Source organism: Thioclava litoralis, assembly GCF_045278885.1.
In the GTDB taxonomy this organism is placed as follows: Bacteria; Pseudomonadota; Alphaproteobacteria; order Rhodobacterales; family Rhodobacteraceae; genus Thioclava; species Thioclava litoralis.
Genome location: NZ_CP135444.1, coordinates 1 through 14,883, shown reverse-complemented (window position 1 = coordinate 14,883; position 14,883 = coordinate 1). Strand labels below are relative to the sequence as shown.

Below are 14,883 nucleotides of genomic sequence, written 5' to 3'. Positions count from 1 at the left end.
CGATCTCAGGGAGGAGGAGGAGATCGCCGCCTGTTTCCAAGGCTCAGGGAGGAGGAGAGAGCCTTCGAAATTCTGTGCAACCTTGGCTGCGTTGAATTAAATTTAGCCTATATGCTGCGATGCAGAAAGCGCTTTCTCTGCAGTGCTGATTTGTGCCTGACGCATGGCTGCTTAACGAAGCATGCGTCAAAAGTTAAATTCACCACGAATTGCGACCCTATCAGCCGAATTCACCCTATGGGACATGCGCGGCGGAGTGGGGGTGCGCGGTTGGGGCAAGATGTCGGCCGCTTCCGCGCGAATCTGTTCTGCCAGCCGTCGCGCCCCCGCCATGCTTGGATGGGTGTCGTTGAAATAGAGCACCTCTCCCCCCATCACAAAAGGACATTCGCCACCGGCACACAGCCTCTTGCGCGGGTCGATCCGTATGATCCGGTCCGCCGTGACAAGCTGCTGCTCGATCTCCGCCCATGCGCGCAAACGGGCGCTATGGGCTTCGGGATCTGGAATGGCCGTGGCGGCAAGCCTGCCGAAGCGGAGCGCATTTCCCACGCTTTGTGCCGGATCGCGATGCGGGTTGGGGATCTGGCCCAGCAGGATAACCCGTTTGCCCGCTTGCCGGAGCCGCGTCACCGTTTCGCGCAGGCCGTCTTGCAGAACCTGTGCCGGAAGTTCGGGATAGGCCTCGCGGTTCATCGCCAGCAGCACGGTCTCGACGGCCGGATCGCCGCTGATCGCCGTCAGCATCCGCTGGTTTGCGCGGGCGCATTGGGGACGTCTGGGCAGATCGGGGCCCAGAACCGGCGGACAGGCAGAGGCCGTGATCTGCCGCAGGGGCTGGTTCCGGGCCAAGGCTGCGGCGAGTTCGGCCCCGTGGCTGTCTCCCCAGACCACAAGAGGTGGCGCGCCGCTGCCGCCCAGGCGGCAGGTCCGGGCATAGGGCTTTCTGTCGCGGTCATCCTGATGGCAGCTTTCCCGCCACGGGCTGATATCCTGTGCCGCATCATATAAGGCCAGCACCTGCGGCGCAAAGCGCTGCGGTATCCCCTGCCCGTGCCAGATCCCCCAAGCGAGCAGCATGATCAGGGCAAGCCCCGCCGCGCTCCAGCGCAGGATGGGGCTGTGGCCGATGGGCAGGCGGGCGAAGGGCTGCTCGATATAACGCCAGCTCAGCCATGCCAGTATGACCGAGACCCCCACGCAAAGCGCCATCAGCGCATCGGGCACCTCTCCGGCAAGACTGCGCAGAAACGCCATCAACGGCCAGTGCCAGAGATAGAGTGAATAGGAGATCCGGCCCAGAAAACCGGCCCCCAGCATCCCGCCGGCCAGCATCCCGCCGGTCTGTCGGGGCAAAGGAAAGCGCCCCACCCATAACAGGACCGCTGTGGCAAAACTGGGCACGCCCGCCCGCAGGCCGGGAAAAGGCATATCGGGTGTCAGCCAGACCATGCATAGCCCCAGCGTGGCCAGCGCCAGCGGACGCAGGATGGGCCGGTCTTTTCGGGGGGCTGGCAGATAGGCGACCAGAGCCCCGATCAGGAATTCGAAGCCACGGAACGGCAACAGGAAATAGGCCCCCGTCGGAGAATGCCGCAGGCCCCATTCGGACAGGATCACCCCGCCCATAATCCCCAGCAGGGTCAACGGCACCAATGCAGAGGGGCGCCATTTGATCACTATGAACAGCAGGAAGGGAAATAGCAGATAGAACTGTTCCTCGACCGAAAGCGACCATGTATGCAGCAGCGGTCGCAGTTCCGCCTGCTGGTCGAAATAGCCGCTGAACAGATAGAAATCGATATTCGAGGCAAAGAGCGCCGAAGACAAAGCGGTGCGGGCAAGCTCTTGATAGTTATCGGGACTGAGCAGAATGCCCCCCAGCCCCAGAGTGGCGGCAAGCATCACCAGAAGAGCAGGCAAAAGGCGTCTGGCGCGCTTGTGGTAGAAGGTCAGCAAAGAGACCTGCCCCGTGAGGCTGTCGCGCTGTAGATGGCCGCCAATCAGAAACCCCGAAATCGCGAAGAAGATATCGACGCCCACGAAGCCGCCCGGCAAAGCCTTCGGCCAGGCGTGAAACAGCACCACCGCCGCAACGGCAAGACCCCGCAGGCCTTGGATATCGGCGCGAAACCGGTTTTCAAGCATAGGTTACTCGTCACACAAAACGGGCCATAGCGGCCCTTGCGGTCAGAGTTAACCGATATCCTTTTAAGATTGCGTGAAACCCCGAAACGGGCGCGGCCTATGTGGCCAGGCCAGTCAGAACTTGTGCAGCCGTTCGATGCGCGCCGCACGATAGTCAGTCATGCGGGCCAGAAAATCAGGATATTCCTGCGCGAAACGCTCGGCATATTCCGCACTACGGCACCCCAGAAGTTTGTGATGGGATGTGGGCGCGGGCTGCAGATCCACAGCCCCGACCCCGATATGATCGGCGATCGTCCTGAGGATCACGGTGTCGGGCTGACCGACGGTCTGCTCGTAGCTCAGGCATAGCGGCTTGATCCCGAAACGGGCCATATCGGCCTCGAGCCGGTCTTCCTCGACGCAATAGCGCGCCATCGCATGCAAAATTTCTAGCGGTTTATACTGGAAGGCGGCATCTGCGGCCATCTGGCTGGTCTGGTCGGCTGCGGTGGAATGGGCGACCTTGGTCTGGATCAGCTTCGACAGCGACAACGCCTGCGCCAGAAGGTTCTCGCGGATCAGCCAGATATACGAGGTGGGGGCCATCATCTCGATCAGCCGGTCCATCGATCCGAAGAGGTTCATCATATGCGCATAGGTGATCTCGACGCCATAGGTGCCGCGCGTATTGCGCCTGCGCAGCAGCATATCGACATAGGCTTCCAGCGTGTCGGCCTGATAGGCTTGGGCGATATTGGGCACAAAGCGGAAATTGAACGCCTCGTTCGGCTGGCCCAGAACGCGGGCACGTTCCAGCATCTCGCCCAGACGCGAGCTTCCCGAACGCGCGGTGAAAAACAGCATATAGCGTCGCTCTGGCAGCGGCGCGCGCAGGAATTTCGCACGCTTTTCCGCATCTACCGTGACATTGTCGAACAGATCCTCGCGCAGCGCCAGTTCCGAGGCCAGCGACTTTGCCATAAGCTCGGAAAACAGCCGCTCTCCGGGGCGTCCGGCACGGGCTTTGGACAGATAGAACCGCTGGGCAATATGCCGGAGAAACGACGTACCGAAAGATCCCAATGACATATAAACCTCGCAATACGGAAGACATCCTGCCGGATGCCCGAACTTGACTATGCACCTTGCAGTTTTTTGCCCCAAAAACAACAGGAAACCGGTCGCCATTCTGTGGCTTGGCGGGTCTGTCTATCCGTTATAGGGCCGCAGGTGCCAGAAGAAAGGGCATCCGGTGCCTGCGCGCCCGAATGCCCTTCCGCATCTCTGTACTGAACGTCCGTTCTGCTTATTTCAGCAGGCTTGCCAGATACTTGCCATAAGCCGTCTTTTTGAATGTCTCGGCATGTTCGGCCATTTTCGCATCGTCGATCCAGCCCTTTTCATAGGCGATCTCTTCGGGGCAGCCCGATTGCACCCCCTGACGGGTCGAGAGCGTGCGCACAAAATTGCCGGCGTCCAGAAGCGAGGCATGGGTGCCGGTATCAAGCCATGCATAGCCACGGCCCATCTGTTTCACGGTCAGCGTGCCATCCTTGAGATAGCTTTCCAGCAGCGTCACGATCTCCAACTCGCCCCGCGGCGAAGGCTTGACCTCGCGGGCGCGCTTGGGGGCATCGCCATCAAGGAAATAGAGGCCGGTGACTGCATAGTTCGACGGCGGCACCTCGGGCTTTTCGATGATTTCCTCGACTTTGCCTGCCGTATCGAATTTGACCACGCCATAGCGTTCGGGATCGGCCACGCGATAGCCGAAGACCGTCCCGCCCACACCCTGCGCGTCAGCGGCTTCCAGAAGCTGCGGCAGCCCGTGGCCGAAGAAGATGTTATCGCCCAGAACCATCGCCGAAGGCGCACCGTCAAGGAAATCCTCGGCCAGAATATAGGCCTGCGCCAGACCGTCGGGCGAGGGCTGGGTGATATAGGTCAGGCTGATGCCCCATTGGCTGCCATCGCCCAGAAGCCGCTTGAACTGCTCCTGATCCGCCGGAGTGGTGATGATCGCGATCTCGCGGATGCCGGTCAGCATCAGCACGGTCAGCGGATAATAGATCATCGGCTTGTCATAGATCGGCATCAGCTGCTTCGAGACAGCCATCGTCAGCGGATAGAGCCGCGTGCCCGAACCGCCGGCGAGGATAATACCTTTGCGCTGTTTTGTCATGAGAACTGTCCTTTAGAAATCTAGATATATTTCCGGCGATAGGCGCGGGTGACTTTGCGGCCTTTCACCATTGCATAAAGCGTGTGTTTTACGGGTGCGGGGCGGTAAAGCGTTGCAAATTCGAACCCGCCGATCGGATGTTGATAGCCAAAGCGCACATAGTCTTTGTGATAGAGCCGCGTGATGCGGGCCATATCCGCCTTGCTCGGTGCGATCCGGTCCTGCAGGGTCGGGCATTCTGCCGATTTCTGCGCATGGGGCACCTGCCCTGCGACCCCGCCAAGATGGGTTTGCAACCAGTCCACAACAGGCTCCATACCCTCTTCAAGGCGGAACACTGTGGCTTCATGCGGCAGGAAATCCGACTGGGGGCGCAGATGGTTGTCCATCACATAGGGGTCGCGCCGGTAGGCGGCCTCCATTACCGCCAGCCAGACCGAAAAGCCGCGCTGTGTCAGGCGCTTCATATGGGGGAAGCTGCGCGCCTGAAACCGGTATTCCGATATCGCCCGTTGCAAAGGGTCACGTACCAGACCGAAAACAAGATCGGGCTTGGTGTCGAACAGGGTGCGGGCATCGGCCCAGACCAGATGCTGCTCCGAGCAGGGAAACTTGCGGGGGAGACCCGCCGCCTTACGCCCCAACCAGTCGGGGTCGTAAAGCGAGAGCGGGCCATAATGCTGCTGCAGATAGTCCTCGACCGACGTGCCGCCGGTCTTGGGGACATGCGCGAAAAAGACAGAAGTGCTGTCAGTTTGCAGAAGCGGCATCAACCCCTCTCAGCGCGTGCAGAACCTCCGCCAGATCGGCCTTCCAGTCGGGGCGGGAAATCCCGAAAGCGTCAAACGTCGTGGCGCAATCCATCCGGCTATTGGCGGGGCGTTTGGCAGGCGTCGGGAAGGCCGTCGTGGGGATATCCTCGACCGCGGTCGCGCGCCCTGCCTGCGCGAAGATCTCGCGCGCGAAACCGGCCCAGCTTGTATCGGGCGCGCCCGAGAAATGGTAGATCCCCGCTTTCGACGGGTCTTCGGCAAGCTGGCTTGCGATGCGGACACAGGCCTTGGCAATCGCCCGCGCCGAGGTCGGGCCGCCGATCTGGTCGGCCACCACGGTCAGCTTGTCACGGGTTTCTGACAGGCGCAGCATCGTCTTCACGAAGTTATTGCCATGCGCGGAAAACACCCAAGAGGTGCGCAGCACGGCATAGGCCCCGCCCGCCAGCGCGATCCCCTGTTCGCCCTTCAGCTTGCTGCGGCCATAGGCCCCCAGCGGCGCGGTCATATCCGTGGGTTTGAACGGCGTCTCGCCCTGCCCGTCAAAGACATAATCCGTCGAGATATGCACAAAGGGAATACCAAGCCCGGCACAGGCCTGCGCCATAGCGGCGGGCGCGGCGCCATTGATCGCCTCGGCCAGATCCTCTTCGCTTTCCGCCTTATCCACCGCCGTATAGGCGGCCGCATTGATCACGGCCTCGGGCTTGGCCGCCGTGATGGCGGCAGCGCAGGCTTCGGGGTCAGACAGATCCGCCTCGGCACGCGACAGAAACTGCGCCTCGGGCAGAAGCGATTTCAGCTCGGTCGCGACTTGGCCGGTGGAACCGAAAACGAGGATGCTCATGCCGTTTCCTTTTTTGCCTCGCCCGTGCCCAGACGGATACCCACGCCCGCCCGCGCCTGCAGCGGTTTCCACCAGGCCTCATTGGCCAGATACCAGTCAACGGTGCGCTCAAGCCCTTCCTCGACCGTCACCGAGGGACGCCAGCCCAGCTCGTTGCGGATGCGGGTCGGATCAATCGCATAACGCGCATCATGGCCGGGGCGGTCGGTCACAAAGGTGATCTGATCGGCGTAAGAGCCCTGCGCCTTCGGGCGCTTCTGGTCAAGGATCGCGCAGAGCGTCTTCACCAGTTCCAGATTGGTGCGCTCGTTCTCGCCGCCGATATTATAGCTGCGGCCCAGCTCGCCTTTTTCCACCACCAGCAGCAGCGCATCGGCATGGTCCTCGACATAGAGCCAGTCGCGGATATTGTCACCCTTGCCATAGATCGGCAGGTCCTTACCGGCCAGTGCGTTCAGGATCACCACGGGGATCAGCTTCTCGGGGAAGTGGAAGGGACCGTAATTGTTGGAGCAGTTGGTCAGCACCACCGGCAGGCCATAGGTCTCGTGCCATGCGCGCACCAGATGGTCCGAAGACGCTTTGGACGCCGAATAGGGCGAGCGCGGATCATAGGGCGTGTCTTCGGTGAACTTGACCGACGGATCATTGGGCAGCGAGCCAAACACCTCATCGGTTGAGATATGGTGGAAGCGGAAGGCTTCGGGCTTGCCCTGCGCGACCCAATAGCTGCGCGCGGCCTCCAGCATATTATAGGTGCCGGTGATATTGGTCTCGATGAAATCGCCCGGCCCGTCGATCGACCGGTCCACATGGGATTCGGCGGCCAGATGCATCACCGCATCAGGCTTATGCTTGGCGAAAACCGCATCCAGTGCGGCGCGATCACGGATATCGGCCTTCTCGAAGGCGTAATTCGGATGATCGGCCCATTCGGCCACATTCTCGAGGCAGGCCGCATAGGTCAGCGCATCGACATTCACCACCGAGTGGCCCCGCGCCATCGCCAGACGCACAACAGCCGAACCGATAAATCCGGCCCCGCCGGTGACAAGAAGTTTCATAGGATCAGGCCTCGAAGGTGAAAGGGGTGTCGAATGCGGAAAGCGGCTGCGCCTTCTCGTCTTTTTCGGAAATGATCGGGGTAATATCGGCAATCGGCCAGTCGATGCCACAGCTGTCCCATTTCACCGCGCCATCGCATTCGGGGGCGTAATGGTCGGTGCATTTATAGCAGATCTCGGCATCATCCGTCAGCGTCATGAACCCATGCAGGAAGCCTGCCGGAATCCATAGCTGTTTGCCGTTCTCGAAGGACAGTTCAAAGCCCACCCATTGACCATAGGTCGGGCTGCCCTTGCGTACATCCACCGCCACATCAAAGATCGACCCGCGGCCACAGCGCACCAGTTTGCCCTGCGCATGCGGCGGCGACTGGAAATGCAGCCCGCGCACCGTGCCCTTCTCGCGCGAGAGCGAGTGGTTGTCCTGCACGAATTCCGGCAGGTTCACCCCTTCGGCTTCAAGCTTCTTCTTGTTCCAGCTTTCAGAGAAAAAACCGCGATGGTCACCAAAACGCGGGGGCGTAATGAGGATAACGCCCGGAAGGGAGGTGTGTTCAATCATAGACCCTTAGCCCACATGTTCTTTATTTTGCGCCAGCTTCGGCTTTCCAACGGCCCAAGACAAGGCCATCCGGCGGTAAAAACCGATTTTCTCGCCAGTTGACAGCATTTTTTTGCTTATCCGTCACGTCAAAATGCCCGGAGGTCCGGCCCGAAAAACGGAATTAGTGCGGGGGGTTGGCCTGTCGAGGAAAATATCCATGCACGTCATGATTGAATTTTGCGCAAAAGATAACCCCCGCCAATCGGCGGGGGGGTGCAGCCGGATCGGGCCGGATGCGGATCAGAAGGTCTTGGTCAGCGAGACGTTGAAGGTGCGCGGTTCGCCGCGGAAGTTGAACACCGTGGTGCTGCCCACGCGCGAATAATATTCTTTGTCAAAGAGGTTATCGACGCCCATGCGCAAAGTCAGGTCATCATTGAAGGTTTTGACCGCCATCAGATCGACCACCCCGTAACCCGGTGCCTCGATCCCCTTGGAGGAGAAACCGCTCATCATGGTCAGGCGGCCCCCGAGGCTCCAATCGGCCATCACGCCGTCCTTGAAGTCATACATGGCCTGAAGCTTGAACATGTGTTTGGGCGTATAGGTCGAGAAATCCTCGCCCTTCGAGCTGCCGTTGAGATATTCGGTCTCGGTATAGGTATAGCCTGCCGAGAGGTGCAGATTTTCGCGCAACTCGCCCGATACCGTCAGCTCGACGCCTTTGGATTCGACCTCTTCCTCGGCTTTGTAGTAATCGGTGCCGGTGATCGCGACAGGACGGTTCGCCTCGCGCAGGTTGAAATAGGCCGCCGTGACATCCAGACCATAGGCAAGCCGCGCCTTGACGCCCAGCTCGTATTGGCGCCCCTCGACGGGATCAAGCAGATCGCCATCCGTGTCCCGCGATGATTGCGGAATGAAGATCTCGGAATAGCTGGCATAGAGCGAGGCATCGGGCGTCAGCTCGTAGGTGGCACCGGCAAACGGTGTCACATGGGCATCGACGTCATAATCGGCCGTCGAGACCGCGCCGCTGGACAGCGTCGTGGTGTCGACCGTGCCGTCATACCAGCTCAGGCGCGCGCCACCGATCACGGTCAGCTTGTCCATCGGCTTGAGCCGTAGCTGCGAATAGAGCCCCGTGGAAGTGGTCTCCGAGTCCGCGCGGGTCGAATAGCTATAGCTCGGCTTGGCCACCGACGCGCCATCGAAATTGTTCAGGTTCCAGCTGCCCGAGATCGATCCGCGGGCGGTGTAGGTGGTGCTGGTGACCTTCTGCCAATCGGCCCCGACAATCGCGTTGCCTTCCATCTGGCCCAGTTGGAAGGGCAGATCCGCATGGATGTCCAGCGCGAGGCTGTCCTGACTGAAATCGCGGCCCAGATAGGCGATCGAAGAGATGTTGTTATCGGCATCGGCGGTCGATCCGGCATAGCCGTAGAGGAAATTGGCATCCTGCCACGATTTGCGCATCGAGAATTTGATGCGCCCGCCATTATCGAGGAAATGCTCGCCCGCCACCACGGCATCGGTGGTTTCGTTGTCGAAATCGTTCCAGTCGGGCATCACGCCCGCCTCGACATCCGTCCAGATCAGCGAGCCATCCGCATAGGTGGGCAGACCGTTGAACGGCGCGATATCGCGCTCCATATGGCTGAGCGAGAAAGTCAGTTTGGTATTCGGGTCCACATCCCACGCGACGGTGCCGTAATAGGACTGCACCCCGTTCGAGCCACCGTCGATAAACGTATCGCCATCGCCATAGGCGGCCACAAAGCGCCCGCGCAGCGTGCCGTCCTTGTTGAGTGCCGAGGACATATCGACTTCCGCGCGGAGTTGCCCGTTGCTATCGGCCGAAGTCGTGGCATAGCCGGTAAACTCGGTGGCGGTGGCCTGTTTGAGACGCATATTGATCGAGCCTGCCGGTTCGCCGGTGCTGATGAACAGGCCCGACGGTCCTTTGAGGACCTCGACGTGATCGACAATCGACAGATCCGGCTGGGTGCCGTAGATCGAGCTGACCGGCGCGGGGAGGCCGTCGAAATAGAGATAGTCGAATTCGTAGCCGCGCGAATAGATCGACGACCGCCCGACATCATTATTGAGGATCATGATGCCCGCCACATCCGACAGCGCCTCTTCCAGCGCCGTGTAGCCGCCATCCTCGATCTGCTTATGGGTCACGACCGAGGTCGATTGCGGCACCTCGCGCGGGCTCATCGCCGCCTTCTCCCCCACCGAGATCAGATCGGTCGCATAGCTATCGGAGCCTTCGGTCTCGTAGCTCGACCCTTCGACAACGATCTCGTCCAGTGCGACCGCATCTTGCGCGAATGCCGGTGCGGCAAGGGCGGTGGAGGCCAGCAGGCACAGTTTCAACGTGGTACGTCCAGCAGGTGACATGGCACTATCCCTTAATAACCGAGTATTTTTATCGACCATTAGAGCCGGATCTGGTATCTGGCCAGTATCCGGCCTGTGCCATACGGCCATATATCTTCGTCAAAGCGCCAATCGGCTGGCGTTCCCGCAAAGGATCAGACCTTGGAGGTCCAGATGGATATCAGCCTGAATGACATCGCCACGGGGCTACGGGGGGATGTGACGGATTTCGGCGCAAGCCTGCCCGTCTCCGACATCGTGCTGCGCGGCGGACGTCGGCGGATTGCGCTGCCCTCGGGCCTCAACGTGCAGCTACAGGATACGGTCAGCGCGAAAGATTTCGTCACCTTCCTGACCCGTCCGGCCAATCTGTTGCTGCATCTCATTCTGGAGGGGCAGGTCGAGGGCAGGCTCGGGCCGCGCAGCGAGCGTTTCGGGCCGATGCCGGGCCAGCCTGCGCAACTGCATCTGAGTGCGCTTGGTCAGCCGACGGCCTTCCGCCGCAATATCACGGCAGGCAACCATGTGCGCAAAGTGTCGGTGCTGGTCCCGTGGAACTGGCTGGAGGCGCGCGGGGTGGCGATGCAATCGATCCTTCAGGGCCAAGCCCATCTGCGGGCAAGCTGGACGGCGACCATGCCCGACGTGTTACGGGCCGAAGCCCTGCTGCAACGCCATCGGCAGACGCCCTTCTGCCAGATCGAAGCGGAAGCGCTCGCCCTGTCCATGTTGCAGACGATGCTGGTGGGGCTGATGGGAGCGGAGCCGGAGATCAGCCGGACGGATCAGGAACGGCTGAGCCGGATCGAGGCGCAGGCCTTGATCGCGGGGGGGCTGCCTTCGTCCGAGGCTCTGGCCGAAAGCGCGGGCATGAGCGTGTCCTCCATGCGCCGGTTGTTCCGGCGCCTGCGCGGCATGTCGGTACATGGGCGGTTGCGCCAGATCCGGCTGGAACGGGCGGGCCATGCCCTGCATGCGGGGGCTTCGGTGGCCAGCGCGGCACGGCAGGCGGGCTACGAAACGCCGGAAGCTTTCGCAACGGCCTTCCGGCTGGCAATGGGCATGCCCCCGTCGGAGTATCGCAAAGGCGCAGCCGGTTTGGTCCCCGCCCCTGCCCCCGACGCAGACCTGGCGCAGGACTGACACAGGACGAACGGGCCAGAGATTTTTCTGGCGGAGCTTTATGCAGGCTCGGAGACCTCGCACTCTGTTCTGTCAGGCGCCTCTGGCTCTTGTCGCTTGGACCTGCCACTGCGCGCTATCTGTGACGTGATCCTGCCCGTTTTGTAAAATTTTTCCGGCAGAATGGTCATTTTAAGATCACCTTCATTCCATTGAGCAAAGCTGGGTGTCCTGTGCAGCTTCATTCGATGTCCCGTAATGGTTTCTCGTTCAAAATGTCGTCCCGATTTTATCCGCCGTTTGGCTGTGTCTCGGCAAAGGGCCTGCCCCGAACCGGTCGGCAAGATCCGGTCGGCAAGATCAGGTCGGGCATCCGCATTTCTTTATACGACAGCGGATATTGCCCCTATGCGCGCGGTCGGGTCGGTCCCGATCCGCCTGATCCGCACCGATCTGCCTATCGCCGCATCATGGGCGGCAGGAGGCACCAACCCCAATTCATGCCAGAACCGGAGGAGGATCACATGGCTTTACGGACACATATCGACCGCGTTTCATCGCAGATCATCGAGAATTTCGAGGCGATCGAACATCGTTTCCTGAGCGCTAAGCTCAAGGACAAGAAACTGATGAACGTGCTTTTGGAGCGGCTGATTGCCTCGGGGTCGCTATGTGCGACATTTCCGGCGGGCACCCTGTTCGAGACGCAGGACGAGCGGGATTGCCTTTACGGGCTGTATGACGATATCCGGCATATTCTCTGTCTGCGCTCGCGCGCGCGGACGGAGCCGCAATCGGTCACGTTCAAATTCCGTCCGGTCGGCGTGGATATCGTGATCATACTCGATCCGCAAGCCAGCGATTTTGTGGACGGGATGACCTTTGTCCTGCGGGCGGCGGTGGATGATTTCGAAGATCTCACCCATGTCGTGCATTGCGATAAAGGCATGACGCCGCGCCTGTTCTTCGACGAGGCGTAACGCTGCAAAACCGCCCGTTCGGTCGTTAAGTTCAGGCCGTCAGGTTCAGGCCGCAGAGGCCGCGAGCAAAAGCCGCACAAAGGCCAGTTCGACCGTTTCGGTGCCGCCATTGGTGACACCGCTTTGCCAAAAGCTGGCACCTGCTGCGTAAAGCCCCGGTGCCAGCCCGCCCTGCACGCATTGGCTGACGACGCGCACCGGAAGGCCGCGTGCGACGGCCTCGGCCACAGCGGTCACAAGTGCCGGATCCTCGGGAAAGGTCCCTGCCCCGTAGATGCGCAAGACGACCCCGTCGAAACAGCCCAGCAGTGCCGCCAGTGCCTGTCCCGACAGTCCCGGCGTCAGGGTGAGCACGCCGATCTGCGGCCCTGTGCCGAACCGCGCGCCGGTGGCGCGAGGGGCTGGCGGGGCCTGCGGCACTGACACAAAGGCGGCGCGGGCGTGACTGTCGGTCTTTGTCACCCCTTCGGCCTCAAGGATCTGGCCATTCACAGCCACCCGCACACCCGCCCGCCCCGAAAGCAGATACTCCAGCGCCTGCGCGAGGCTTTCTTCGGCATCGGCATTCTGGCCCAGCGGCTGCATGGCGGCGCACAGGACCACCGCGCGTTCGGGGGCGATCACCTGCGACAGGGCTGCGGCGCTAAAGCCCAGCGTATCGGTGCCATGTGTGATCAGCACGGGTCCGTCATGTTCGTCAATCAGATCGGCCAGCCGGTTCCAGTCCGCGGGGCGGATATTGGCACTGTCGATCAGCGGGTCGAAGGTCACGACATCCAGTGCGGTGCCCTGTGGCAGCGCCGCGCGCAGATGCTGTTCAACGACACCCGCACCGGGCACAAGCCCCTGTTCGGAAGGCACCATGCCGATGGTGCCGCCAGTATCGATGAGACGCAATATCTGCATGACGCTCTCCGCTTGGAATTTCTTGCCCCCGCATCTGGCAGGCAAAGCGGCATTTGACAACATGCTTTAGCGGCGTTTGATCCCGTAACGCTGCATCTGCCGGTGGATTGTCGAGCGGTTTACCCCCAGCCGTCGCGCGGTTTCGGAGATATTGCCGCCGGTCTGTTGCAGGATATGGTTGAGGAGCGCCGCGTGGCCGTGCTCTTTCGAGGCTGCGTCCTGAACATAGTCACGGGCCAGATCGGCCAGCTGCAGCCCTTGTCGGGGCAAAGCACCGTTTTCCACCAGACGGTCAGCGCTGTGACGGGCGAAATCATGCAACTCCAGCAGGTTGCCCGCCCATTCTTGCTGCGTGATCCAGCTGGCAGCCTCTGCGCCGAGCGTCACTGGCTGGGTGAATGCCTCGGAAAGTGCGGTTTCGGCCAGCCAGACCAGATCCTGCCGGTCGCGCAGGGCGGGCAGGTCCAGCACCGTGCCGCGCAGCGCGAAATACAGGTCGCGGCGCAGGCGCCCCTCGGCCACGGCCTGTTGTGCCGGCATGCCAAGCGAGGCGAAGATCCGCATATTGGCTTTTTGCGCCCGCACCGCCCCGATCGGACGCCATGCCCCTTCCGAGATCAGTGCCAGAAGCCGTGCCTGTGCGCGAGAGGGCAACTCTTCGAGCTTGTCCAGAAACAGCGCGCCCCCTTGTGCCTCGTCGATCATGCCGGGCTCTGTCAGGCCACGGGTTTCGCGCCCGAAAATTGTGGCCTCTTCCTCGGCCAGAAACTCGCCACAGCGCAGGGTGACAAAGGGGCCACCGATGCCCGCCTCGTGGATGGCGCGGGCGAGATGGCGTTTGCCACTGCCCATCGGGCCGGTCAGCAAAACCGCCCCCTGCCCGTTGACCAGACCGGCGGCCTGCGTGATCACGCGCGCCATCGCCGGATCATTCTGCGCCAGATCCCGCAACCCCTGCGGCACCGCAGGCAGGCTTGTGCCGCGATAGGCCGTCATCCGCCGCACAGGCTCGCGTCGGGGTTCGATCGCATGGGCAAAAAGCCTGTACCCGTTACGGGTCTCCACATTGCGTTCACGGGCCGGACTATGGCGGGTCAGCGCCTCGATCCCGTTCAGATCCAGATTGAAACTGTCGGAAATCGGGCGCCCCAAGAGCAGATCGGGGCGCCGCCAGTCGCAGCCCAGAGCCGCCGCCATCACCCGTGCCGCGCCATGCGTCATGCCGGTCACCCGCCCCGACGCATCCAGCCGGATCGCCGCTTCGGGATCGGTATCCAGAAATTCGGCGCTGGTGCCAAGGCGTAACACCCAGTCGCGGCGGCTCTCGGCCATGATATTGGCCATTTCAATCCGGCGCGCGGTTTGTTTGACAAGGTTGAGCGCCAGATACTGGCTGGCCCGCGGGCGCGGCGAGGACAGAAGCGAGATGTCGAGCACCGCGCTCAGCCGTCCCGACAGGTCGTGGATCGGGGCGGCTGTGCAACTCAGCCCGCTATGGGTGCTGTCGAAATGGTCGCTCTGATGGACGATGATCGGCTCGCCGCCCTCGATACAGGCCCCCAAGGCGCAGGTGCCCGCCCGCGCCTCCGACCATTCCGCGCCCAGATAAAGGCCCGAATGCTGCAGATCGGCCTTGCGCTGGTCCTGCCCCAGAAACTCCACCGTGACACCGGCCGCATCGGCCAGAAGCAGCACATAATCCTGTTCGGCCACCAGTTTATAAAGCTGTTCGATCCCCGAGCGCGCGATAGAGATCAGATCGCCCGAACGTTCCCGATGCTGGCGCAGGATGCGGCTGGGAACGATATAGGCTTCGGAGCGGCGGGCCGGATCGAGTTTGTGCTCTTGCAGGCAGCGCCGCCAGCTTGCGGCCACGGCAGGATCGCGCCCGACGGCCCCCCCGTTCGAGACAGCCTCGATTTCGCGGATATGTTCGCTTACCCTGTGCAT

12 protein-coding genes are annotated in these 14,883 nt (G+C 61.6%); 2 read left to right on the top strand and 10 right to left on the bottom strand.

Annotation, left to right across the window (positions count from 1 at the left end; all coding sequences use genetic code 11):
• Positions 1-186: 186 nt before the first annotated feature.
• The 8 genes from RPE78_RS13780 to RPE78_RS13745 form a co-directional block, all read right to left on the bottom strand.
• Positions 187-2,148 carry an acyltransferase family protein gene (locus RPE78_RS13780; RefSeq protein WP_330647090.1) on the bottom strand — a complete coding sequence of 654 codons (1,962 nt, stop codon included), beginning with the start codon at positions 2,146-2,148 and terminating at the stop codon, positions 187-189.
• Positions 2,149-2,262: 114 nt separating this feature from the next.
• A complete protein-coding gene (locus RPE78_RS13775; protein ID WP_330647089.1) occupies positions 2,263-3,219 on the bottom strand; it encodes a Stf0 family sulfotransferase in 957 nt (318 codons plus the stop codon).
• A gap of 217 nt (positions 3,220-3,436) precedes the next feature.
• The gene (gene rfbA, locus RPE78_RS13770; RefSeq protein WP_330647088.1) at positions 3,437-4,312 is read right to left on the bottom strand and encodes a glucose-1-phosphate thymidylyltransferase RfbA; all 876 of its coding nucleotides are present in this window, start codon (positions 4,310-4,312) and stop codon (positions 3,437-3,439) included.
• A 20-nt stretch (positions 4,313-4,332) separates the two neighbouring features.
• The gene (locus RPE78_RS13765; RefSeq protein ID WP_330647087.1) at positions 4,333-5,082 is read right to left on the bottom strand and encodes a sulfotransferase family 2 domain-containing protein; all 750 of its coding nucleotides are present in this window, start codon (positions 5,080-5,082) and stop codon (positions 4,333-4,335) included.
• The gene (rfbD, locus tag RPE78_RS13760) at positions 5,063-5,932 is read right to left on the bottom strand and encodes a dTDP-4-dehydrorhamnose reductase (protein WP_330647086.1); all 870 of its coding nucleotides are present in this window, start codon (positions 5,930-5,932) and stop codon (positions 5,063-5,065) included. Before rfbD ends, RPE78_RS13765 begins: the two co-directional genes overlap by 20 nt.
• Positions 5,929-6,996, bottom strand: a complete 1,068-nt coding sequence (gene rfbB, locus RPE78_RS13755; protein ID WP_330647085.1) for a dTDP-glucose 4,6-dehydratase — start codon at positions 6,994-6,996, stop codon at positions 5,929-5,931. The genes rfbD and rfbB overlap by 4 nt, the downstream gene beginning before the upstream one ends.
• A 4-nt stretch (positions 6,997-7,000) precedes the next feature.
• Complete coding sequence (gene rfbC / locus RPE78_RS13750) at positions 7,001-7,558, bottom strand: dTDP-4-dehydrorhamnose 3,5-epimerase (protein ID WP_330647084.1); 558 nt, start codon at positions 7,556-7,558, stop codon at positions 7,001-7,003.
• Positions 7,559-7,840: 282 nt separating this feature from the next.
• Positions 7,841-9,946, bottom strand: a complete 2,106-nt coding sequence (locus tag RPE78_RS13745; RefSeq protein ID WP_330647083.1) for a TonB-dependent siderophore receptor — start codon at positions 9,944-9,946, stop codon at positions 7,841-7,843.
• A gap of 153 nt (positions 9,947-10,099) precedes the next feature.
• Between RPE78_RS13745 and RPE78_RS13740 the strand changes: the two genes are divergently transcribed.
• Both RPE78_RS13740 and RPE78_RS13735 read left to right on the top strand, forming a co-directional pair.
• On the top strand, positions 10,100-11,068 hold the full coding sequence (locus RPE78_RS13740) for a helix-turn-helix domain-containing protein (RefSeq protein ID WP_330647082.1): 969 nt from the start codon (positions 10,100-10,102) through the stop codon (positions 11,066-11,068).
• A 503-nt stretch (positions 11,069-11,571) separates the two neighbouring features.
• The gene (locus tag RPE78_RS13735) at positions 11,572-12,027 is read left to right on the top strand and encodes a hypothetical protein (protein WP_330647081.1); all 456 of its coding nucleotides are present in this window, start codon (positions 11,572-11,574) and stop codon (positions 12,025-12,027) included.
• A gap of 45 nt (positions 12,028-12,072) precedes the next feature.
• Here RPE78_RS13735 and RPE78_RS13730 read toward each other — a convergent pair whose 3' ends face one another.
• Positions 12,073-12,933 (bottom strand): asparaginase domain-containing protein, encoded by an 861-nt coding sequence (locus RPE78_RS13730; protein ID WP_406721695.1) that lies wholly within the window; start codon positions 12,931-12,933, stop codon positions 12,073-12,075.
• Between the two features lie 66 nt (positions 12,934-12,999).
• Positions 13,000-14,883, bottom strand: a complete 1,884-nt coding sequence (locus tag RPE78_RS13725; protein ID WP_330647079.1) for a sigma-54-dependent Fis family transcriptional regulator — start codon at positions 14,881-14,883, stop codon at positions 13,000-13,002.